Source organism: Amycolatopsis sp. NPDC059235 (assembly GCF_042754125.1).
GTDB lineage: Bacteria > Actinomycetota > Actinomycetes > Mycobacteriales > Pseudonocardiaceae > Amycolatopsis > Amycolatopsis albidoflava.
This window is the reverse complement of sequence record NZ_JBHZAG010000014.1, coordinates 49,515-68,087: the sequence shown is the minus strand read 5'-3', so window position 1 is coordinate 68,087 and position 18,573 is coordinate 49,515. Positions and strand designations below refer to the sequence as shown.

At 70.5% G+C, this 18,573-nt stretch carries 25 protein-coding genes; 9 read left to right on the top strand and 16 right to left on the bottom strand.

Annotation, left to right across the window (positions count from 1 at the left end; all coding sequences use genetic code 11):
* The first annotated feature begins 11 nt into the window (after positions 1-11).
* Positions 12-1,319, top strand: a complete 1,308-nt coding sequence (locus tag ACFXI3_RS12795; RefSeq protein ID WP_378399660.1) for a glutamine synthetase — start codon at positions 12-14, stop codon at positions 1,317-1,319.
* A gap of 6 nt (positions 1,320-1,325) precedes the next feature.
* On the opposite strand, the gene ACFXI3_RS12790 is transcribed toward ACFXI3_RS12795, so the two are convergent.
* The 7 genes from ACFXI3_RS12790 to ACFXI3_RS12760 all read right to left on the bottom strand — a co-directional run bounded on the left by ACFXI3_RS12790 (position 1,326) and on the right by ACFXI3_RS12760 (position 7,948).
* Positions 1,326-1,985, bottom strand: coding sequence for a peptidoglycan recognition family protein (locus ACFXI3_RS12790; RefSeq protein WP_344268106.1), 660 nt, complete (start codon positions 1,983-1,985; stop codon positions 1,326-1,328).
* Positions 1,986-2,033: 48 nt separating this feature from the next.
* Positions 2,034-2,600, bottom strand: coding sequence for a Uma2 family endonuclease (locus ACFXI3_RS12785; protein ID WP_378399618.1), 567 nt, complete (start codon positions 2,598-2,600; stop codon positions 2,034-2,036).
* A gap of 135 nt (positions 2,601-2,735) precedes the next feature.
* Positions 2,736-3,527 (bottom strand): tryptophan synthase subunit alpha, encoded by a 792-nt coding sequence (gene trpA, locus ACFXI3_RS12780; RefSeq protein WP_344268110.1) that lies wholly within the window; start codon positions 3,525-3,527, stop codon positions 2,736-2,738.
* Complete coding sequence (gene trpB / locus ACFXI3_RS12775; protein WP_377925986.1) at positions 3,524-4,741, bottom strand: tryptophan synthase subunit beta; 1,218 nt, start codon at positions 4,739-4,741, stop codon at positions 3,524-3,526. The genes trpA and trpB overlap by 4 nt, the downstream gene beginning before the upstream one ends.
* Positions 4,738-5,547, bottom strand: a complete 810-nt coding sequence (trpC, locus tag ACFXI3_RS12770) for an indole-3-glycerol phosphate synthase TrpC (RefSeq protein ID WP_009074973.1) — start codon at positions 5,545-5,547, stop codon at positions 4,738-4,740. The genes trpB and trpC overlap by 4 nt, the downstream gene beginning before the upstream one ends.
* 120 nt (positions 5,548-5,667) lie before the next feature.
* A complete protein-coding gene (locus tag ACFXI3_RS12765; RefSeq protein ID WP_344268112.1) occupies positions 5,668-6,249 on the bottom strand; it encodes a Trp biosynthesis-associated membrane protein in 582 nt (193 codons plus the stop codon).
* 136 nt (positions 6,250-6,385) lie between these two features.
* Complete coding sequence (locus ACFXI3_RS12760; protein ID WP_344268114.1) at positions 6,386-7,948, bottom strand: anthranilate synthase component I; 1,563 nt, start codon at positions 7,946-7,948, stop codon at positions 6,386-6,388.
* Positions 7,949-8,044: 96 nt separating this feature from the next.
* On the opposite strand from ACFXI3_RS12760, the gene ACFXI3_RS12755 reads away from it, so the two are divergent.
* Positions 8,045-8,650 carry a TetR family transcriptional regulator gene (locus ACFXI3_RS12755; RefSeq protein WP_378399617.1) on the top strand — a complete coding sequence of 202 codons (606 nt, stop codon included), beginning with the start codon at positions 8,045-8,047 and terminating at the stop codon, positions 8,648-8,650.
* 3 nt (positions 8,651-8,653) lie between these two features.
* Here the strand turns inward: ACFXI3_RS12755 and ACFXI3_RS12750 are convergent, their stop codons facing one another.
* From ACFXI3_RS12750 to hisF, 3 genes are read right to left on the bottom strand one after another with little or no spacing between them, the layout of a single operon-like run.
* Positions 8,654-9,016, bottom strand: coding sequence for a DUF1304 domain-containing protein (locus tag ACFXI3_RS12750; protein ID WP_378399616.1), 363 nt, complete (start codon positions 9,014-9,016; stop codon positions 8,654-8,656).
* Positions 9,016-9,372 (bottom strand): phosphoribosyl-AMP cyclohydrolase, encoded by a 357-nt coding sequence (gene hisI / locus ACFXI3_RS12745; RefSeq protein WP_378399615.1) that lies wholly within the window; start codon positions 9,370-9,372, stop codon positions 9,016-9,018. Before hisI ends, ACFXI3_RS12750 begins: the two co-directional genes overlap by 1 nt.
* Entirely contained in the window at positions 9,369-10,142 is a 774-nt protein-coding gene (gene hisF / locus ACFXI3_RS12740; protein WP_344268121.1) for an imidazole glycerol phosphate synthase subunit HisF, read from the bottom strand. Before hisF ends, hisI begins: the two co-directional genes overlap by 4 nt.
* Before the next feature lie 98 nt (positions 10,143-10,240).
* Here hisF and ACFXI3_RS12735 point away from each other — a divergent pair, with 98 nt between their 5' ends.
* From ACFXI3_RS12735 to ACFXI3_RS12720, 4 genes are read left to right on the top strand one after another with little or no spacing between them, the layout of a single operon-like run.
* Positions 10,241-10,756, top strand: coding sequence for a SigE family RNA polymerase sigma factor (locus tag ACFXI3_RS12735; protein WP_378399614.1), 516 nt, complete (start codon positions 10,241-10,243; stop codon positions 10,754-10,756).
* Positions 10,753-11,727 (top strand): hypothetical protein, encoded by a 975-nt coding sequence (locus tag ACFXI3_RS12730; RefSeq protein WP_378399613.1) that lies wholly within the window; start codon positions 10,753-10,755, stop codon positions 11,725-11,727. Before ACFXI3_RS12735 ends, ACFXI3_RS12730 begins: the two co-directional genes overlap by 4 nt.
* Positions 11,728-11,743: 16 nt before the next feature.
* Positions 11,744-12,178: a hypothetical protein gene (locus ACFXI3_RS12725; protein WP_378399612.1), complete on the top strand. Its 435-nt coding sequence runs from the start codon at positions 11,744-11,746 to the stop codon at positions 12,176-12,178.
* A 19-nt stretch (positions 12,179-12,197) separates the two neighbouring features.
* Positions 12,198-12,581 carry a PPOX class F420-dependent oxidoreductase gene (locus ACFXI3_RS12720; RefSeq protein ID WP_378399611.1) on the top strand — a complete coding sequence of 128 codons (384 nt, stop codon included), beginning with the start codon at positions 12,198-12,200 and terminating at the stop codon, positions 12,579-12,581.
* A gap of 1 nt (position 12,582) precedes the next feature.
* On the opposite strand, the gene ACFXI3_RS12715 is transcribed toward ACFXI3_RS12720, so the two are convergent.
* Together ACFXI3_RS12715 and ACFXI3_RS12710 are read right to left on the bottom strand one after the other, a co-directional pair.
* Positions 12,583-12,927, bottom strand: coding sequence for a DUF1330 domain-containing protein (locus ACFXI3_RS12715; RefSeq protein ID WP_344268131.1), 345 nt, complete (start codon positions 12,925-12,927; stop codon positions 12,583-12,585).
* A gap of 85 nt (positions 12,928-13,012) precedes the next feature.
* Complete coding sequence (locus ACFXI3_RS12710; protein WP_344268133.1) at positions 13,013-13,939, bottom strand: YafY family protein; 927 nt, start codon at positions 13,937-13,939, stop codon at positions 13,013-13,015.
* A gap of 88 nt (positions 13,940-14,027) precedes the next feature.
* On the opposite strand from ACFXI3_RS12710, the gene ACFXI3_RS12705 reads away from it, so the two are divergent.
* The gene (locus ACFXI3_RS12705; protein WP_378399610.1) at positions 14,028-14,453 is read left to right on the top strand and encodes a VOC family protein; all 426 of its coding nucleotides are present in this window, start codon (positions 14,028-14,030) and stop codon (positions 14,451-14,453) included.
* Positions 14,454-14,582: 129 nt separating this feature from the next.
* Here the strand turns inward: ACFXI3_RS12705 and priA are convergent, their stop codons facing one another.
* Entirely contained in the window at positions 14,583-15,314 is a 732-nt protein-coding gene (priA, locus tag ACFXI3_RS12700) for a bifunctional 1-(5-phosphoribosyl)-5-((5-phosphoribosylamino)methylideneamino)imidazole-4-carboxamide isomerase/phosphoribosylanthranilate isomerase PriA (protein ID WP_344268137.1), read from the bottom strand.
* A gap of 143 nt (positions 15,315-15,457) precedes the next feature.
* Positions 15,458-16,081, bottom strand: a complete 624-nt coding sequence (hisH, locus tag ACFXI3_RS12695; protein WP_344268567.1) for an imidazole glycerol phosphate synthase subunit HisH — start codon at positions 16,079-16,081, stop codon at positions 15,458-15,460.
* Between the two features lie 128 nt (positions 16,082-16,209).
* On the opposite strand from hisH, the gene ACFXI3_RS12690 reads away from it, so the two are divergent.
* On the top strand, positions 16,210-16,395 hold the full coding sequence (locus ACFXI3_RS12690; protein WP_344268139.1) for a hypothetical protein: 186 nt from the start codon (positions 16,210-16,212) through the stop codon (positions 16,393-16,395).
* 33 nt (positions 16,396-16,428) lie between these two features.
* Here the strand turns inward: ACFXI3_RS12690 and ACFXI3_RS12685 are convergent, their stop codons facing one another.
* Both ACFXI3_RS12685 and ACFXI3_RS12680 read right to left on the bottom strand, forming a co-directional pair.
* Entirely contained in the window at positions 16,429-17,319 is an 891-nt protein-coding gene (locus tag ACFXI3_RS12685; protein WP_378399609.1) for a transketolase family protein, read from the bottom strand.
* Complete coding sequence (locus ACFXI3_RS12680) at positions 17,319-18,017, bottom strand: thiamine pyrophosphate-dependent enzyme (protein WP_344268143.1); 699 nt, start codon at positions 18,015-18,017, stop codon at positions 17,319-17,321. The genes ACFXI3_RS12685 and ACFXI3_RS12680 overlap by 1 nt, the downstream gene beginning before the upstream one ends.
* A gap of 53 nt (positions 18,018-18,070) precedes the next feature.
* Here ACFXI3_RS12680 and soxR point away from each other — a divergent pair, with 53 nt between their 5' ends.
* Positions 18,071-18,532, top strand: coding sequence for a redox-sensitive transcriptional activator SoxR (soxR, locus tag ACFXI3_RS12675; RefSeq protein WP_344268145.1), 462 nt, complete (start codon positions 18,071-18,073; stop codon positions 18,530-18,532).
* The last annotated feature ends 41 nt before the right edge of the window (positions 18,533-18,573 follow it).

Below are 18,573 nucleotides of genomic sequence, written 5' to 3'. Positions count from 1 at the left end.
CAGCCAGCCGGATGGAGCAGGCGGGCGTCGAGCTCGTCGCGCTGAGTTTCGTCGACAATTCCGGGATTTCGCGGGTCAAGGCGGTTCCGGTGGCGAGGCTGGCGACGGTCGCGGCGTGGGGCGTCGGCGCGTCGAATTCGTTCGACTTCTTCCTCGGTACCGACAGCATCGCGAACGGCGAGCATTCCCTCGGCCCGGTCGGCGACCTCCGGCTGCACCCTGACCTCGACGCGCTCACCGTCCTCGCCGCCCAGCCCGGCTGGGCATGGGCCCCGGCGTGGCGGTACGACCAGGACGGGCACCAGCACCCGCAGGACACCCGGGGTCTCGCCGCGGCCGCCGTGGCACAGCTCGCCGACCGCGGCCTGACCGCGCGGATGGCCTTCGAACTGGAGTGGGTCGCGACCGACACGGACGGGATCCCGCTGCCGGGCCCGGCCTACGGATACTCCCGGTTGAGCGCGAACCACGAGTACCTCCGCGCGATTGTGTCCACTTTGGACAGTTGCGGCGTGCAGGCGGAACAGATCCACCCGGAATACGCGGCGGGCCAGTTCGAGCTGTCGATCGCCGCGACGGATCCAGTACGCGCAGCCGATTTAGCTGTGTTGACCAAGGAAACCGTCCGGACGGTGACCGCCGCGCACGGAATGCGGGCGTCGTTCACGCCGAAGTTCGAGCCAGGCGGTGTGGGCAATGGCGGGCATGTGCACCTGAGCCTCTGGGACGGCGAACGGAACCTGTGCGCGGGCGGGACTGGCGCGTTCGGACTGAGCTCGACCGCGGAATCCTTTGGTGCGGGCATTTTCCGCCGGTTGCCCGCGCTGCTGGCGGTCGGCGCGCCGTCGGTGGTCAGCTATCTGCGGCTGGAACCGCACCACTGGGCAGGCGTGTTTACCGCGTGGGGACTGGAAAACCGCGAAGCACCGCTACGGCTGATCCGCGGCGCGGCCGGACAGCGCGACACCGCGGCGAACCTGGAGGTTAAGTGCTTCGACCTCACCGCGAACCCGTATCTGGTGGTGGCGGGGCTGCTTTTCGCCGGACAGGCGGGCATCGACGCTGCGGCGCGCTTGCCGGAACCAGTCAGTGTGGACCCGGGTTCGCTTTCCCCCGAGGACGCTGCGGCAGCTGGAGTCTCGCGGCTGCCGCAGTCGCTGTCGGAGGCGATCGCCGCGTTCGAGGCCGACGACGTGCTGCCGGGCGCGTTCGGACCCCAGCTGGCCACGACGCTGGCGGACGTCCGTCGTGCTGAAGTGGCCGAGCTGGGGTCGCTGGAACCGAAGGAGTTGTGCCAGGTGATGCGTTTCCTGCACTGACCCGGTTCAACGAAGCAAGGCCGCCACCCGGGACTGCAGTTCGGGCAGCATCGCGTACAGCTTGTCGCCCGGGCAGTCGGTGTTGTAGAAGTCGCGGTGTCCCTTGATTTCCTTCACTGGGATGCCGTACTGGCGGCACACGTACGCCACGAACACCACGAGCGAATCGAACTGCGCCTTCGGCGGGGCGACCTGCATGTAGGTGCCCTCGTTCTCGATGCCGATCGCGTTGTCGTTCTGCCCGGGGCAGTGCGCCGCGCGGACGATCTTTTTGCCGCTGCGCAACGCGTCCAGGCTGCCGTGCCGTCCTTCGAGGCGGTAGCCGCCGCGAGAGACGGTGAAGTGCTGGCCGGTGTCGGACCAGCCGTTGTTGTCGATGTGGTCGGCCTGGTCGTTGCGCGCGACCTGGAACGCGTGCTCGAGCGAGTAGTCGGTGCTGTTGGGGCAGTCGATGTGGTGGATGAGCACGCGATTGGCCGGATGGTCGAGCGTGGTGAGCGGATCCGCGGGCGGGCGCGCACCCCATTCCGCACAGCTGTAGATGCGCGGCGCCGCCGCGGCGTGCGCGAGGCCGGGCAGCACGAGCCCCGCCGCCGCGGCAGCGCTCACGCCGGCCGCCCCGCGCAGGAACGTCCTCCGGGGAACCTGTCCGATGTCGAAAGCCATGCGCCGCACTGTGCGCGGACGGCGTACACGATGCGTACAACCGGCCGCTCAGGCGCGCAGATCCAGCTCTGCGGGGAACGGTTCGGCCAGCATGAGCACCCCGCCCTCGCTCTTCGCGTGCGGCAGGTACTCGCCGTCGGAAAGCGCGTACACGGTGGCGGCCTCCTGCTCCGGGTCGACGAGCAGGTAGTACGGGATGAGCGCTTCGGCGTAGAGGGCTTTCTTGAAGATCCGGTCCTGCACCCTGGTGGACGGCGATTCGATCTCGGCGACGAGCAGCACTTGCTTCTCAGTCAGGCTGACCCCTTCGAGGCCGGGCACCGTGGTGACGACGAGATCGGGGATCAGCAACCGGTCGTTCCGGTTGCCCAGCACGAGATTCGCTCCGGGCAGCACCTCGAAGCGGGGTGCGGCTCCCGGGCTCAGCCGACCCCACAACCGGCCGACCAGCCGCTGGTGCTCGAGCCTCGCCAGCGGGCTCACGTGCAGCACCCCGTCGACGAGTTCGACAACGTTGCGCGCTCGTTCTTCGTCGGGCAGCTCGAGAACGCTTTCCACCGTCCAGCCACCGGGCGGAGCGGTGACGCGGAACTCAAGGCCCGTCGGTGTTGCCAACACAGGTCACCTCCGCCTGCGCTCGGTCTTTCGTGCCGGGTCCAGTCTGCCATGATCTCCGTTCTCCCTCTCGGTTCTTTTGCATACCGAGAGAGTACGAACGACCACCGACAGTTTCCGGCGATCGACCCGGGATCAGGCCGGAGCGACCGCCTCGCGCACGCCCTGCGCCAGCTCCGAAGCCAGCTTCGCCACCCCATCGGGACCGTCCGCCGCGGCCGTGACCAGCGCGGATCCGACGATCACCGCGTCCGCGAACCCGGCCACCTGCGCGGCCTGCTCCCGCGAACGGACCCCGAGGCCCACCCCGATCGGCAGCTCGGTGTGTTCCCGAGTCCGCCGCACCAGGTCCTCAGCGTGCACACCGACCGCGTCGCGGGCGCCGGTCACGCCCATCACTGCGGTCGCGTACACGAAGCCCGACGAGGCCGCCGTGGTCTTCGCCAGGCGCTCCTCCGACGACGACGGCGCGACCAGGAAAATCCGGTCCAAGCCATGAGCGGCGGACGCGGCCATCCACTCGTCGGCCTCGTCCGGGATCAAATCCGGCGTGATCAAGCCCAGGCCGCCGGCGGACGCCAGGTCGCGCGCGAACGCGTCGACCCCATACCGGTGCACAGGGTTCCAGTAGGTCATCACCACAGCCCGACCGCCGCGCGCGGACACCGATTCCACGACCTCGAACAGCTGCTTCAGCCGGAATCCGCTCGCCAGCGCCGCCTCGGCGGCCGCCTGGATGGTGGGGCCGTCCATGACCGGGTCGGAGTACGGGACGCCGACCTCGACCAGGTCCGCGCCGCCGTCGATGGTCGCGGCCAGCAGGTCCTTCGAGCCGTCGACAGACGGGAATCCGGCGGGCAGGTAGCCGACCAGCGCGGCCCGCTGTTCCGCCCGCGTCGCCGCGAACAGCTCGTCGAGGCCGCTCACTTGTCCTCCCCGTCCACGAGCCCGAACCACTGGGCCGCGGTGTCCATGTCCTTGTCGCCCCGGCCCGACAGGTTGACCACGATCAAGCCGTCCGGGCCCAGCTCGCGGCCCAGTTCCAGGGCGCCGGCGAGCGCGTGCGCCGATTCGATCGCCGGGATGATGCCCTCGGTGCGCGACAGCAGCCGGAAGGCGTCCATCGCGGCGGCGTCGGTGACCGGGCGGTACTCGGCGCGGCCGGAGTCCTTGAGCCACGCGTGTTCCGGGCCGACGCCCGGGTAGTCGAGCCCGGCGGAGATCGAATGCGACTCGACCGTCTGGCCGTCCTCGTCCTGAAGCAGGTACGACATCGCGCCGTGCAGGTTGCCGGGGGTGCCCTTGGTGAGCGTCGCCCCGTGCCGGTTGCCCTCGATGCCCTCGCCGCCCGGCTCCAGGCCGACCAGCCGCACCGACGGGTCGTCGTAGAAGCCGGAGAAGATGCCGATGGCGTTGGACCCGCCGCCGACGCACGCCGCGACGACGTCCGGCAGCCGGCCCGCCTTCTCCAGGATCTGCGCCCGCGCCTCTTCGCCGATGACGTGGTGGAAATTGCGCACCATCATCGGGAACGGGTACGGGCCCGCGGCGGTGCCGAAGAGGTAGTGCGTGGTGTCCGCGTTGGTGACCCAGTCCCGCAGGGCCTCGTTGATCGCGTCCTTCAGCGTGCGCGACCCGGTTTTCACCGGCACGACCTCGGCGCCGAGCAGCTTCATCCGCGCGACGTTCAGCGACTGCCGCTCGGTGTCGACCTCGCCCATGTACACGACGCAGTCGAGGCCGAGCAGCGCGCACGCGGTGGCCGTGGCGACGCCGTGCTGGCCCGCGCCGGTCTCCGCGATGACGCGCTTCTTGCCCATCCGCACGGTGAGCAGCGCCTGGCCCAGCACGTTGTTGATCTTGTGCGAACCGGTGTGGTTGAGGTCCTCGCGCTTGAGGAACACCCGCGCGCCGCCGGCGTGCTCGCCGAACCGCTTGGCCTCGGTGAGCAGCGACGGACGGCCCGCGTACTCGGTGAGCAGCCGGTTCAGTTCCCCGGTGAACGCGGGGTCGTGGCGGGCCTTCTCGTACTCCGCCGCGACCTCGTCGACCACGCCGATCAGCGCTTCCGGCATGAACCGGCCGCCGTACGGTCCGTAGTAGCCGCGCTCGTCCGGGTCGTGCTTGCCGCGTTCGGTCACCGCGAGGGCCTCGGGCAGGCGGGGTGCGAACCGGCGGTGACGAGCTTGACGACCGCGCCCTTCGGGTCGCCGGAGGCCACCAGGCCCTCGCCGACGAGCACCGCGTCCGCGCCGTGGCCGGCGTACGACATCAGGTCGCCCGGGCCGCGGACGCCGGACTCGGCGACCTTGAACACGTCCATCGGCAGGCCGGGCGCGAGGCGGGAGAACACGTCGCGGTCCACTTCGAGGGTGTGCAGGTTGCGCGCGTTGACGCCGATGACCTTCGCGCCGGCTTCGAGCGCGCGGTCGGCCTCCTCGGCGTTGTGGATCTCCACGAGCGCGGTCATGCCGAGCGATTCGACGCGGTCGAGCAGCGCGGCGAGCGCGTTCTGCTCCAGCGCGGCGACGATCAGCAGGACCATGTCCGCGCCGTGCAGCCGGGCCTCGTGCACCTGGTACGGGCTGACGATGAAGTCCTTGCGCAGCACGGGAATGTCGACCGCGGCGCGCACCGCGTCGAGGTCGGCGAGCGATCCGCCGAAGCGGCGCTGCTCGGTCAGCACGCTGATCACGCGCGCGCCGGCGTCCTCGTAGTCCCGCGCCAGCGCGGCCGGGTCGGGAATCGTGGCCAGCTCGCCCTTGGACGGGCTGCGCCGCTTCACCTCGGCGATGACGCCGATGCCGGATTCGCGCAGCGCCGCCATCACGTCACGCGGCGGGACGGCCTTGGCCGCCCTGGCCTTCAGTTCGTCGAACGGCAGCGCGGATTCCCGCTGCGCGAGATCCTCGCGCACGCCGGCGACGATGTCTTCGAGCACGCTCATCGGACGCCCCTACCCGCTGCCGCACTCCTGGGTCCACTCGCAAGCTCGCTCACAAAAACCTTCCCCTTCCCGCCGAAACGATGCTAACCCCCGCTCGAGGACCGGCCGGTTCCGGGTTGCTCAGCGCCGCGGATCGCCGCCGTCGGTCGGGTCGTCCCCCTCCGACAGCGCCTCCCACAGCTCGGTGTCCGGATCCTTCCGCGCCGCCTTGGCTCCCGGTGCGGCGTAACGGGCGCCGAGCTTGCGCGCGGCTCCCGCCCACTTGATCGCTGCCAACCCGCCGAGTGCGACAAGAATTCCGCCGAGCACCGCGATCAGGTGGCCGAGCACGATTTCCGTGCCGGGCAGCCCGGGCGCGAAACCGCCGAATTCGATCCCGTCGACGCCGCTCCAGACGCCCGCCGCACCGGCCAGCACCAGCACGATCCCGAGCGCGCGGCGCAGCCAGCCGCCGGTCGCGATGGCGCCGGCGACGCCCGCGAGCGCGAGGATCGCGAGCGGCACGAGCGCGGTGGAGCGCTGTTCGCCGGGTTCGGTGTACAGCACGGTCCCGCGCACGCCCTCGTCGCGGAATTCGGCGAACCACACCATCCGGGAGGCTCCCCAGAGGGCCAGCGCGCCGAGCAGGAGGGCGAGGATGATCGTCCACAGTGGACGGCGGGCCGACGCGGCGGCGGACTGGGCTTCCGGCTGCGATTTCACGTTGCAAGCGACTTCTCCGGCAGCGGTTTTCCCCGCACCAGACGATTTTTCACCGACATCCGCCGGTTCGACCGCATCGCGCGCCGCAGCAGTCTCGCGCGCCTCGCCGCGCCGTGGTTCCGCCTCCCCCGCCCGCTCAGACACCGGCCGAGTCCTCAGCCGGGTCCAGCTCCCCCGCCGGGATCATCGTGCCCGCCGCGGCGATCGCGGACAGCACGGTGCGGGCCTTGTTGAGCGATTCGGTGTCCTCGTAATCCGGGACCGAGTCCGCGACCACGCCGCCGCCCGCCTGGACGTACGCGGTCCCGTCGCGCATCAGCGCGGTGCGGATGGCGATCGCCGTGTCCGCGTCGCCGGCGAAGTCCAGGTAGCCGACGACGCCGCCGTACAGCGCGCGGCGCACCGGTTCCAGCTCCTCGATCAGCTGCATCGCACGCACCTTCGGCGCGCCGGACAGCGTGCCCGCCGGGAAGCAGGCGGTGACCGCGTCGAAGGCCGTGGCGTCGTCCTTCAGCTCGCCGGTCACCGTGGACACGATGTGCATGACGTGGCTGTAGCGCTCGATCTGGAAGAAGTCGACCACGTGCACGGTGCCCGGTTTGCAGACCTTGCCGAGGTCGTTGCGGCCGAGGTCGACGAGCATCAGGTGCTCGGCGCGTTCCTTCTCGTCCGCGAGCAGGTCCTTGCCCAGCTGCGCGTCCTCCTCCGGATCCGCGCCGCGCCAGCGGGTGCCCGCGATGGGATGCGTAGTGGCGCGCCCGTCGCGGACGGTCACCAGCGATTCCGGGCTGGAGCCGACGATGTCGAAGCCCTCCAGCCGCAGCAGGTACATGTACGGGCTCGGGTTGGAGGTGCGGAGGACGCGGTACACGTCGAGCGCGTCGGCCCCGGTTTCGATCTCGAACCGTTGCGACGGCACGACCTGGAACGCTTCGCCTGCCTTGATCGCCTCGACCGCCTTGTCGACGGCCGCGTGGAAGTCTTCCTTCGTGCGGTGGCGGCGGAATTCCGGCGCGGGACGGTCGAAGGTCGCGACCGTCGGCGGCGCGGGCACCCGCAGCTGCTCGGTCATCGCGGACAGCCGGGCCAGCGCGTCGTCGTACGCGGCGTCCACGCGCTCGGCCGAGTCGTCCCAGTTGACCGCGTTGGCGATCAGCGTGACGGTGCCTTCGTGGTGGTCGAACGCGGCCAGGTCGGTGGCGAGCAGCATGGTCAGCTCGGGGATGTCGAGGTCCCGTTCGGCCAGCTCGGGCAGCTTTTCCAGCCAGCGCACGGAGTCGTAGCCGAGGTAGCCGACCATTCCGCCGGTCAGCGGGGGCAGGCCGGGCAGCGGTTCGGTGTGCAGCGCCTCGACGGTCGCGCGCAGCACCTGCAGCGGGTCGCCCTCGGTGGGCAGGTTGTCCGGCGGGGTGCCGGTCCAGACCGCTTTGCCGTCGCGCACGGTGAGCGCGGCCGGGCTGCGCACTCCGACGAACGACCAGCGCGACCACGATTTCCCGTTCTCGGCCGATTCGAAGAGGAAGGTGCCGGGCCGGTCGGCGGCGAGTTTGCGGTAAATCCCCAGCGGGGTCTCGCCGTCGGCGAGCACCCGGCGCACCACGGGGATCACGCGGCGGCTCTCGGCCAGCGCGCGGAAGTCGTCTCGGGACGGGCTGACCGGGCCGGGCCCGGCCGTGGACGTGGCTGCTGAGCTGACCATGCCTCTCATTGTGCCGCTACGGCCGCGTCCGCCGGTCAGCGGGCTCTCAATTCAATGACTGTTGAATTCGAGGCGGCGACCGGTCAAGATGGTCCGGTGAGCACCGAAGACACTACCGCGCGCCGCCGCGGCCGCCGCCCCGCTGGTCAGGACACCCGCGCGGTGCTGCTGGAAGCCGCCCGCACGGTGTTCGCCGAGAACGGCTACGAACGCGCGACGGTCCGTTCCATCGCCGCGCGCGCCGGCGTCGACGCGGCGATGGTCAACCACTGGTTCGGCGGCAAGGAAGGCCTGTTCGCCCAAGCGGTGCTGAAACTGCCGTTCGAACCGGCGGAACTGGTCACGGTCCTGCACGACGGCCCGATCGACGAACTGGGCGCCCGGATCGTGCACACGTTCCTGACCCGCTGGGACGGCGTCGGCGGCGACACGTTCCAGGCGCTGATCCGCAGCATCGCCAGCCACGAGGCGGCGAGCACCGTGCTGCGCGAGTTCTTCTCGCAGTTTTTCACCGGGCTGATCAGCGACCTCGGCGGCGACCGGCGGGAGCTGCGGGTGGCGTTGTGCGCCTCGCAGCTGGTGGGGATGGGGTTGATCCGGTACGTGGCGCGGTTCTCGCCGATGGTGGAGGCGGAGGTCGACACGTTGGTCGCGGCGGTGGCGCCTACGTTGCAGCGTTATCTGACCGGGGATATCGACTGAGACTCAGCGCGACAGCAGCAAAAAGAGCAGCGCGAGCCCGCCCGGCAGCACCTGCACGAACAGGATCCGCTTCGACGACGTCGCGGCCCCGTAGAGACCGGCCACGATCACGCACGCCAAGCCGTACAGCTTCAGCTGGAAGCCCGCCGGGTCGGCCGCGATCAGGCCCCAGATCAGCGCGGCGGCGAGGAAACCGTTGTACAGCCCCTGGTTCGCCGCCAGCGTCTTGCTCTCCCTGGCGAATTCCTCGGTGGTGCCGAACGCCGCGCGCGCCCGCGGCGTGGTCCACAGAGCCATCTCCAGCACGACGATGTACAGGTGGATCAGGGCGACGAGCCCGATCAGCACGTTCGCGACGACGGTCATCACGCGCTCTCGTCCGCGAGCAGCAGCCGTTCCTCGGTGTCGAAACACGTGTGCGTACCGGTGTGGCAAGCCGGACCGGTCTGGTCCACCCGCAGCAGCACCGTGTCGCCGTCGCAGTCGATGCGGACCTCTCGCACGTGCTGGACGTGCCCCGAGGTCTCGCCCTTCACCCACAGCTCCTGGCGGCTGCGCGACCAGTACGTCCCGCGCCGCGTCGTGAGCGTGGATTCCAGCGCGTCGTCGTTCATCCACGCCATCATCAGCACGTCCGACGTCGCGTGGTCCACCACGACCGCGGCGATCAGGCCGTCCGCGTTCCGCTTCAGCCGGGCGGAAAGTTCCGGCGAGAGGCTCATCGCACGACCACCCCGCCGGTGCGCAGCGCGCCCTTCACGTCGCCGATCGTCAACTGTCCGAAGTGGAATACGCTCGCCGCCAGCACCGCGTCGGCACCGGCTTCCACGGCGGGCAGGAAGTGTTCGGTCGCGCCCGCGCCGCCGCTGGCGATCACCGGGACTCGCACCGCTTTGCGGACCAGCTCGATCAGTTCGAGGTCGAAGCCGGTTTTGGTGCCGTCCGCGTCCATCGAGTTGAGCAGGATCTCGCCGACGCCGAGTTCCTCGCCGCGCGCGGCCCATTCCACCGCGTCGATTCCGGTGCCACGACGACCGCCGTGCGTGGTGACCTCGAAGCCGGACGCCGTCGGTTCGCTGCCTTCGGGCACTCGCCGCGCGTCGACGGACAGCACGACACACTGCGCCCCGAACCGGCGCGAGGCCTCGCGCAGCAGCTCCGGGCGCGCGATCGCGGCCGTGTTGATGCTGACCTTGTCCGCGCCGGTGCGCAGCAGCCGGTTGACGTCCTCGGTGGAGCGCACGCCGCCGCCGACAGTGAGCGGGATGAAGACCTGCTCGGCGGTGCGGCGGACCACGTCGAAGGTGGTTTCGCGATCGCCGGAGGACGCGGTGACGTCGAGGAAGGTCAGCTCGTCCGCGCCCTCGGCGTCGTACCGGCGCGCGAGCTCCACCGGGTCGCCCGCGTCGCGCAGGTCGGCGAAGTTGACGCCCTTCACGACCCGGCCTGCGTCGACGTCGAGACAGGGAATCACCCGAACCGCCACAGCCATGCGGTCCAGCCTAGTCGGCCGCTCGGTCGAGCCCGCCGCGACGGCTTCGTCACTAATTCGCGGATCCGATGCATCAAAACCGCACCCTCGCGCGTCTCATGATCGTGACCACCGGTTTCGACGATTTCGTGGCGGAACGCCTCGACGGGCTGCTGCGCTACGCGACCGTCCTCGCCGACGACCCGCATCTGGCGCAGGACATCGTCCAAGACGTGCTGCTGCGCGCCCAGCAGCGCTGGTCGAAGATCGAATCGCCGCCCACCTACGTCCGCCGGATGATCACCAACGAGTACCTCTCGTGGCGCCGCCGCGCCGCCCGCCGCGTGGTCCCGTCGAACCATTCGGTGCTCGACGCGCTCGGGCCGCCGACCGCCGATCCCAGCACCGCCTACGACGAACGCGACGAAATGCTCGCTTTGCTGGCCACCCTGCCGCGGAAACAACGCGCCGCGGTCGTGCTCCGCTACTACGAGAACTACACCGACTCCGAAATCGCCGATTTCCTCCGCTGCGGCGTCTCGACCGTCCGCAGCCAAATCTCGCGCGCGCTGGCGACACTGCGCGCCGGCATGCCCTCGTTGCCGCCCGTCCTCACCACCGGAGCAGGAGAATGACCCCGTCGAACGAGACCGAGACGCTGGTGCGCGACAGCCTCGAACGGCTCGCGGAGCAGGCACCGGACGGCAACGAGGTGCTCAACGCGCTCGCTCGCGCCCGGCAACGCCAGCACCGCCGCCGTCCCCGCCTCGCGCTCGCCGCCGTGGCCGCCGCGGTGATCGCGGTCGCCGCCGGGGTGCCGCTGGTGGTCACCACCGTCGCCGAAGCGCCCGCGCAGCTCACGCCCGCCGCCGGACGCCCGGTGCTCGCGTACACGCCGGGCTGGCTGCCGGACGGCTTCACCGAGCAGTACCGCTCGGGCGGGCCGGGGAACACCGCGCAGGTCCGGCAATGGCAGTCCGGAGCGAGCCGGGTGGAAGTCGCAGCGCACTCCACGGCCGATCCGGAATGGGCGCAGACCGCGCTGCGGATCTCGGCGTTGAAGGACCCGGTCGTGGTGCACGGACGGGTCGCCATGGTGACCGGCCCGAGCGACACCATCGCCACGCTGACCTGGATGCCGGACGACCGCCACGTGCTGACCGCGAAGGTGGAAGGCGTCCCGGACGCGCGCACAGTGGCTGAGCAGGTGGCCGATTCGGTAACCCAGGAGCCCGTGCTGGTCCGCGGTGAGGCGAGGTTCGGACCGCTGCCCACGGGAATGCGCGAAGAAGCCACGACAGTGCGCGGCAGCGACTCGGACAACGCGACGACCATGCTCGACGCGAGCGGTCCGAGCGGCAAGGTGCGCGTGACGATCGGTAGCGGATCCCCGGCTCTCGGCGGGTCCGGGCCGGTGCAGGTGCGCGGTCTGTCCGGGGCTTTCGTGCCCGCCTCCGGACCTGCCGACGCGCAGGTCACCGTGCGTCTTTCGTCCGGACGCTGGCTGACGGCTTCCGGCCGGTTGCCGCGCGAACAGCTCGTCGCGGTGGCGGACGGGATCGTGCTCGATTCGGCACCGGATTACGCCTGGCTCGGCACCCGCTGACCGCTACCGTGAACCCATGTCCGACTTGGGGGAGTCTCGGAGCACGTTCTCGCGGATAGCGACCGCCGTCGGCATCGGCGCCGCGATCATCGCCGTTCTGGTGGCCTGGTGCGTCGGCGCCAACTACCTCGCCCAGCTCACCGCGGGCGAGCAGCTGACCTGCCGGTTGCGCAATCTCGTGCCGTGGTCGGGGTTGGGCGTGACGCTGTGGCAGGTCAGTTCTCTCGTGCTGTTCCTGCTCGCCGGGGCCGGGATCTCAGCGCTTCTCGGACGCCTCGGGGTGCGAAAAGCGGCTCTCGGCCTTTGCGCGGCACTGGTCGTCCTGCTCACCTGGGGCTACGTGGAGGCGACCCATGTGGTGATGCACAAGGTGGCCGACCACGGCACCTCGGTCGCCGTGCCGACGGCGCCCGGCGGTCAGCAGCCTGCCGACCGCTGCCAAGGACTGTGACGCCGTCTACCGTGGGGCTATGTCCGAACTGGAGCGTCTCGGCGCCGAGAAGTACGTCGTGCTGACCACTTTCCGCCGCGACGGCCGCGCGGTCCCGACCCCGGTGTGGGCCTCCCGCGACGGCGACGAGCTGGTGCTGTTCTCCGAACGCACCGCGGGCAAGGTCAAGCGGATCCGCAACAACGGCGAGGTACGGCTGCAGGCGTGCGACGTCCGCGGCCGCCGGGTGCACGGCGCCGAAGTGCACGGGACGGCCCGGCTGCTCGACGCCGCCGACAGCGACCGCATCCGCGGCGTCATCGCCCGGGATTACGGCGTCGTCGGGCGAGTGACGATGTTCTTCAGCCGCCTCCGGGGCGGGCCGGAGCGGACGATCGGGATCGCGATCAAACTCGCCGAGTGAGCTACCGGGCCTCCGCGCGGAGCCGGGCGCCCATCGCGGCCGAATCGTGGTCCGGTCCGCAGCCCTCGACCAGGATCACCTCGCCCACCAGATGGTCGGTGCGCAGGCGGAGGATCTTGCGGTAGTCCGCCGACTCGTACCACGCCTCGGCAGCGGCGAAATCCGGGAATTCGAGCACCACAGTCCCGCCCGGCCAGACGCCTTCCAGCACGCGGGTGCGTCCGCCGTGGACCAGGAACCGGCCCTCGAACGGGTCGAGCGTCGCCTGGATCAGCTCCATGTACTCGTAGACCTCGGGGTCCACGGTTCCGGGCTGGCGCAGCTGGGCGATGGCGTAGGCGGTCATGTCGGCTCCTCGGGTCGATTTCGTTGCCTGCCAACCAATCCTGTCCGCTCCCGGGCATGGAGTCGATTACCTCGCGGGTAATCGTTCAGCTGCCATAGCGGGCCGTCAGCTCGCGGCCGATGCGGGCGAGTTCGGCGCGGACCGGCTCCGGTTCCACCACCTCGACCAGGTCTCCCCAACCCGCCAGCTGTTCCGCGATCGAGCGCGCCCAATGCGCCGCCACCTTCACCTCGACCCGGCCGTCCCGCTCCCCGACCACCTCGCAGTGCCGCCCGAAATGCGACCGCAGCACGGACAAGTGCCGCGCGTCGACCAGCACCGTGGCCGACACGAGCGAACGCCGCTGCTCCATCTCCGCCACGACCCGCGCCCACTGTTCCCGGAGATCGAAGTCGTCCGGCAGCTGCGAAGGCAGGTCCGTGGTCTCCGCAGCCGAGATCCGGTCGACGCGGAAAGTCCGTTGCCCCGCAACAGTTCCGGCGATGAGATACCAAACGCCGTCCTTGTCGGCGAGGCCATAAGGATCGACTAGCCGTTCTTTGCCGCTGTAGTCGAACCGCACCTTGCGCCGCCGCACGACCGCCTGCTGCAGCGACTGGACGAGCGCGGGCGGCTCGCGATCCTGCTCGCCCCACCCCGCCGGATCGGACACGACGGCCCGCGCGGCGGCTTCGGCGTCGGCCCGGAACGTGGCAGGCAGCGCGCGGACGAGCTTGCGCAACGCGGACGACAATTCCGGACCGCCGGACGCCGCCGGGCCCAGCATCAGGAACAACGCCTGGGATTCGGCCGCGGTCAGCCCGCTGAGATCGGTGCGCGCCCCGCCGACGAGCGACCATCCGCCGCCGCGTCCGGGCTGCGGATAGACCGGGATCCCGGCCGCCGACAACGCTTCCAGGTCGCGGCGGGCGGTCGCCACGGAGATCTCCAGGTCGTCGGCCAGCTCGGCAGCGGTCACCCGGCCGCGGGCCTGCAGCAGCAGGACGGCGGCGACAAGACGGTCGGCTCGCATGGTTTTGATTCTCTCCCTAAAAGTGCTCAGAAGATGAGCACTTTGAAGGAGAAGCTAGTCCCGCAACCGAGCAGACAAGGAATCAGACATGCTTCGAGGACTCAGCACCGTCACCTTCTACTCCCCCGACTTCGAGGCGGCGAAGCGCTGGTACACCGACCTTTTCGGCATCGCGCCGTACCTGGACACGCCCGCGTACATGGAGTGGCGCATCGGCGACTACCAGCACGAATTCGGCATCGTGCACAGCTCGTACGCCACCAGCGAACTCTCCCGGACCGCCGACCTCGCCACCGTCGGCCAGCCCGCGGGCGCGGTCGTTTTCTGGCACGTCGAGGACGTCCCCGCGACCCTGGAACGAGTCGTCGCGATGGGCGCGAAGGTCCACGACGCCCCGCGCGACCGCGGCACCGGATTCATCACCGCGTCGGTGATCGACCCGTGGGGCAACGTCCTCGGGCTGATGTACAACCCGCACTACGTCTCGGTCCGGGAAACGCTGGTGCGGACATGATGATCTTCAGCCTTGGTCACCGCGAAATCTCGCCCGGCCGAACCGCTCCGACAGGAAGGCCGGACCCGCCGGGCGGCTCGCGCTCGACCGGGCCGAGTGATTTCCGTTGCCCCGCAGCAACTCCCGCCGTCAGCGAACCGCGGCGAGAGCCTCCGGCAGCGTGAAAGCGCCCGCGTACAGCGCCTTCCCGACGATCGAGCCCTCGACACCGTCCGACGCCAGCCCGGCCAGCGCGCGCAGATCGTCCACACTGGACACTCCGCCGGAGGCGATGACCGGCGCGTCGGTGCGGGCGGCGACCTCGCGCAGCAGCTCCAGGTTCGGGCCGCGCAGCGTGCCGTCCTTGCTCACGTCGGTGACGACGTACCGGCTGGCCCCGTCGCGGTCGAGCCGCTCCAGGACCTCCCACAGGTCGCCGCCGTCGGACGTCCAGCCGCGCGCGGACAGCCGATGCCCGGCCTCGGTGATCCGCACGTCGAGCCCGATCGCGACGCGGTCGCCGTATTCGGAAACGACCTTCGCCGTCCAGTCCGGGTCCTCCAGCGCCGCGGTGCCGAGGTTGACCCGGCGCGCGCCGGTGGCGAGCGCGGCCTCGAGCGAAGCGTCGTCGCGGATGCCGCCGGACAGCTCCACCTGCACGTCGAGCCGCTTGACGACGTCGGCGAGCAGCTCGCGGTTGCTGCCCTTGCCGAACGCCGCGTCGAGGTCCACCAGATGGATCCACTCGGCGCCGTCGCGCTGCCACTGCAGAGCCGCTTCGAGCGGACTGCCGTAGGAAGTCTCGGTGCCCGCCTCGCCCTGGACGAGTCGGACCGCCTGGCCGTCGGCAACATCAACTGCGGGAAGGAGCGTGAAAGTCACGCGCACAGACTATGCGGCGGGGCCGGGCGCACCGTCCGGGGGATATCCGCTGAGCCGGACGGCCCCGGGAACGCAGCGGTTCGCCAGTGCCCAGAGCGTGAGCAGCAGCACATTCTCCTGCGGCGGCAGAGGTCCCGGCCCGCTCAAGCCAGCGTGCCGAGCCAGTTGCGCAGCAGCCGGGCCCCCGCGTCGCCGGACTTCTCCGGGTGGAACTGGGTGGCCCACAGCGGCCCGTTCTCCACCGCCGCGACGAAATCCTCGCCGTGGTTGGCCCACGTCACCTTGGGCTGCTGGCCGGCGAGGCCGGAGTCCAGCTCCCACTTCCGCGCGGCGTAGGAGTGCACGAAATAGAACCGTTCCTCGGGGTCGATCCCGGCGAACAGCTGCGAATCGGCGGGCGGGCGCACGGTGTTCCAGCCCATGTGCGGGAGCACGTCGGCGTGCAGGCGCTCGACCGTGCCCGGCCATTCGCCGGTGCCCTCGGTCTCCTCGCCGTGCTCGACGCCGCGCGAGAACAGGATCTGCATGCCGACGCAGATGCCGAGCACCGGACGTCCGCCGGCCAGCCGTTTGCCGATGATCCGGTGCCCGTGCACGCCCAGCAGCCCGCTCATGCACGCGGAGAACGCGCCGACGCCGGGCACCACGAGGCCGTCGGCTTCGAGCGCGGCGTGCGGGTCCGCGGTGACCTCCACCTCGGCGCCCGCGCGCTCGACGGCGCGCTCGGCGGAGCGGAGATTTCCGGAACCGTAATCGAGGATCACCACACGAGACACAGCCCGAGCCTAGTCCCCGAGAGAATTTCGTTCCGAGGCCGTTTCGTTCTCGCCCCGATCGGGTACCCACCAGGCTACGTGTGGCGCCGCCGGCGCCCGGACCCGGAAAAGAGGCCGAGATGTCCGAGTCCGACCTGCTGTGCCGAATGTTCCAAGCATGGCGGGACGACATCGACAGCGTGCCGTTCCCGCAGTTCAGGGAACTGACGATCCCGCTGCAGAAGACCCGCGCGGAGATCGACCTGGCGCGCCGGTCGGCCGCGCGCACGGCGACCCCCGTGCGGCGCGTCGACGGCGGCTGGTGACCGCGGGCGGTTGCCCGCTGCCGGAATCCCGCCTTATCCGGTGAAAAATTCCTTGAGGGACAACGCGATCGAACCCGCGTCGAGCCCGTGCACGAGATCGTGGTCGGCGAGCGTGCCGTAGATCCGCACCTCGGCGTCCCGGCGGGTGCCGAGGTTCAGCAGCCGGTGCGGCCGGTCGGCCAGCGCGTCGGCGACGCAATGCGCGGACGTTCCCTTGAGGTACGGCTCCACCAGCGCCACATCGGCGACGTCCGGCACCGCGGCGCGCAGTCCTTCGGCGTCGAACGGGCGCACGGTCGAGGTGTAGAGCACCGTCACGTCCATGCCCTCGGTCGCTTCCAGCACCCGGTCCAGCATCGGGCCGACCGCGACGACCACGCCGCGCGTGCCCGTGCGGATCGTCTGCAGCCCGACGCCGAGGTGCGGCGCCGAATTCTCCTGCGCGGACAGGCGCAGATACGTCCGGCTGTCCCCGGGCACCGAATCGAGCAGCAGCCGCCGCGCCTCCTCGGGATGGCCGGGAACGTGCACGTACCAGCCGGGCAGGGAATCGATCAGCGCGACGTCGCCGGGAGCCTGATGCGTGCGGCCCTCCATCGGCATGTCGTAGGAGGCGCCGTAGGACACCAGCACCGCGCCGAGTTCCTGGTGGCTGAGATCCAATTTGATCTGTTCGAACGCGCGCTCCACGAGGAACGCGTTGAAGGTGTGGACGATCGGCCGCAACCCGGCGAGCGCGAGGCCGGCGCCGGTGCTCACGAGAAGCTGCTCGCGGATCCCGACGTTGATCACCCGGTCCGGATGCCGTCGCGCGGTCTCGGCGAGCGACGCGACCGAGATGTCGGCGAGCACGACCGCCACGTCCGGGTCGGTGTTGACGATTTCTTCCGCGGTGGACAGGAAGGTGTCCCGCATGTTCGGCATCAGTGCCCGCCTTTCGGTTCCACGACGGCGACGACCGCGAGCGGCCGTCCGGGATGAGGGGTGGTGAACGCGTCGTACAGTGCTTCGTGGTCGCGGCCGGACACGGTGCGCACGGCCCAGCCCTCGGTTTCGAAGCGGCGCGCGATGCCGCCCGGCCAGCCGTGGCTCGAGGACTGGTTGTCCACGACCACCGCGGTCAGCTTGTCGAGCCCGAGCCGCGCGGCGACGACGATCGCCTCGTGGTTGGAGCCTTCGTCGAGTTCGGCGTCGCCGATCAGCGTGACGATGCGCGAGCTGAACCGGCGGGCGCGCAGGCCGAGCGCGGTGCCGATGGCGATCGGCAGGCCGTGGCCGAGCGAGCCGCTGGAGATCTCGACGCCCGGCGCGCGGACGCGGTCGGGATGGTGGCCAAGCCGCGAGCGCGCCGAACTCCAGTCGGCCAATTCGTCCTCGTCCAGCCAGCCTTTCGCGACGAGCACCGCGTAGTACGCCATCGGACCGTGCCCCTTGGACAGCAGGAACCGGTCGCGTCCAGGCTGGCGGGCGGTCTCCGGGCCGAGGCGGAGGACGCGGTCGAACAGCACCCACAGGACGTCCACTGTGGACTCCGCGGCCGCGTGGTGTTTGTCGTCGCCGGTCATCAGGGAGATCAGCCGGGGCAGGTCCGCGTAGCCCGGCTCGGATGTCGTCGTGGTCATGTCCCGACCATGCAACCTCGACCAAACTGAAGGTCAAGCGCTAACCTGAAGCAATGACGAGGTTGGCGGACAAGCTGAGCATCGGGCAGGTCGCGGAACGCAGCGGAGTCCCGCACACGGCGCTGCGGTTCTACGAGGAGCGCGGCCTGATCACGTCCGAGCGCTCGGCGGGCAACCAGCGCCGCTACTCGCGCTCGGTGCTGCGGCGGATCGCGTTCATCCGCGCCGCGCAGCGGGTCGGGCTGTCGCTGGAAGACATCAGCGCGGCACTGGAGACGCTCCCCGCGGACCACGCGCCCACGAAGGCGGACTGGGCCCGGCTGTCGCGCGAATGGCAGACCGAACTCGACGCCCGGATCGACGCGCTGCAACGGCTGCGGGACCGGCTGACCGGCTGCGTCGGCTGCGGATGCCTGTCGCTGCGCAGCTGCGGCCTGTACAACGCGGACGACGAACTCGCCCGGTTCGGCCCCGGCGCCAGCAAGCTCCGCCCGGTCCTGGAGGGCGGCATCTGAATTCCGTTGCGCGCCAGGGCGTCGGTGTGGGTTACTGCGGG

Excerpts from the sequence above, each read along its gene's own strand:
- hisI (WP_378399615.1), bottom strand. The coding sequence starts at position 9,372 with ATGAGCCTCTCGCCGGAACTTTCCGCCCGGCTGAAGCGGAACGCGGAC.
- ACFXI3_RS12760 (WP_344268114.1), bottom strand. The coding sequence starts at position 7,948 with ATGGTCAGCTCAGCAGCCACGTCCACGGCCGGGCCCGGCCCGGTCAGC.
- ACFXI3_RS12735 (WP_378399614.1), top strand. The coding sequence starts at position 10,241 with ATGATCGTGACCACCGGTTTCGACGATTTCGTGGCGGAACGCCTCGAC.
- ACFXI3_RS12725 (WP_378399612.1), top strand. The coding sequence starts at position 11,744 with ATGTCCGACTTGGGGGAGTCTCGGAGCACGTTCTCGCGGATAGCGACC.
- ACFXI3_RS12715 (WP_344268131.1), bottom strand. The coding sequence starts at position 12,927 with ATGACCGCCTACGCCATCGCCCAGCTGCGCCAGCCCGGAACCGTGGAC.
- ACFXI3_RS12750 (WP_378399616.1), bottom strand. The coding sequence starts at position 9,016 with ATGACCGTCGTCGCGAACGTGCTGATCGGGCTCGTCGCCCTGATCCAC.
- ACFXI3_RS12705 (WP_378399610.1), top strand. The coding sequence starts at position 14,028 with ATGCTTCGAGGACTCAGCACCGTCACCTTCTACTCCCCCGACTTCGAG.
- ACFXI3_RS12730 (WP_378399613.1), top strand. The coding sequence starts at position 10,753 with ATGACCCCGTCGAACGAGACCGAGACGCTGGTGCGCGACAGCCTCGAA.
- ACFXI3_RS12690 (WP_344268139.1), top strand. The coding sequence starts at position 16,210 with ATGTCCGAGTCCGACCTGCTGTGCCGAATGTTCCAAGCATGGCGGGAC.
- ACFXI3_RS12680 (WP_344268143.1), bottom strand. The coding sequence starts at position 18,017 with ATGACCACGACGACATCCGAGCCGGGCTACGCGGACCTGCCCCGGCTG.
- ACFXI3_RS12685 (WP_378399609.1), bottom strand. The coding sequence starts at position 17,319 with ATGCCGAACATGCGGGACACCTTCCTGTCCACCGCGGAAGAAATCGTC.
- trpC (WP_009074973.1), bottom strand. The coding sequence starts at position 5,547 with ATGAGCGTGCTCGAAGACATCGTCGCCGGCGTGCGCGAGGATCTCGCG.
- hisF (WP_344268121.1), bottom strand. The coding sequence starts at position 10,142 with ATGGCTGTGGCGGTTCGGGTGATTCCCTGTCTCGACGTCGACGCAGGC.
- soxR (WP_344268145.1), top strand. The coding sequence starts at position 18,071 with ATGACGAGGTTGGCGGACAAGCTGAGCATCGGGCAGGTCGCGGAACGC.
- ACFXI3_RS12720 (WP_378399611.1), top strand. The coding sequence starts at position 12,198 with ATGTCCGAACTGGAGCGTCTCGGCGCCGAGAAGTACGTCGTGCTGACC.
- ACFXI3_RS12790 (WP_344268106.1), bottom strand. The coding sequence starts at position 1,985 with ATGGCTTTCGACATCGGACAGGTTCCCCGGAGGACGTTCCTGCGCGGG.
- ACFXI3_RS12710 (WP_344268133.1), bottom strand. The coding sequence starts at position 13,939 with ATGCGAGCCGACCGTCTTGTCGCCGCCGTCCTGCTGCTGCAGGCCCGC.
- ACFXI3_RS12795 (WP_378399660.1), top strand. The coding sequence starts at position 12 with ATGGAGCAGGCGGGCGTCGAGCTCGTCGCGCTGAGTTTCGTCGACAAT.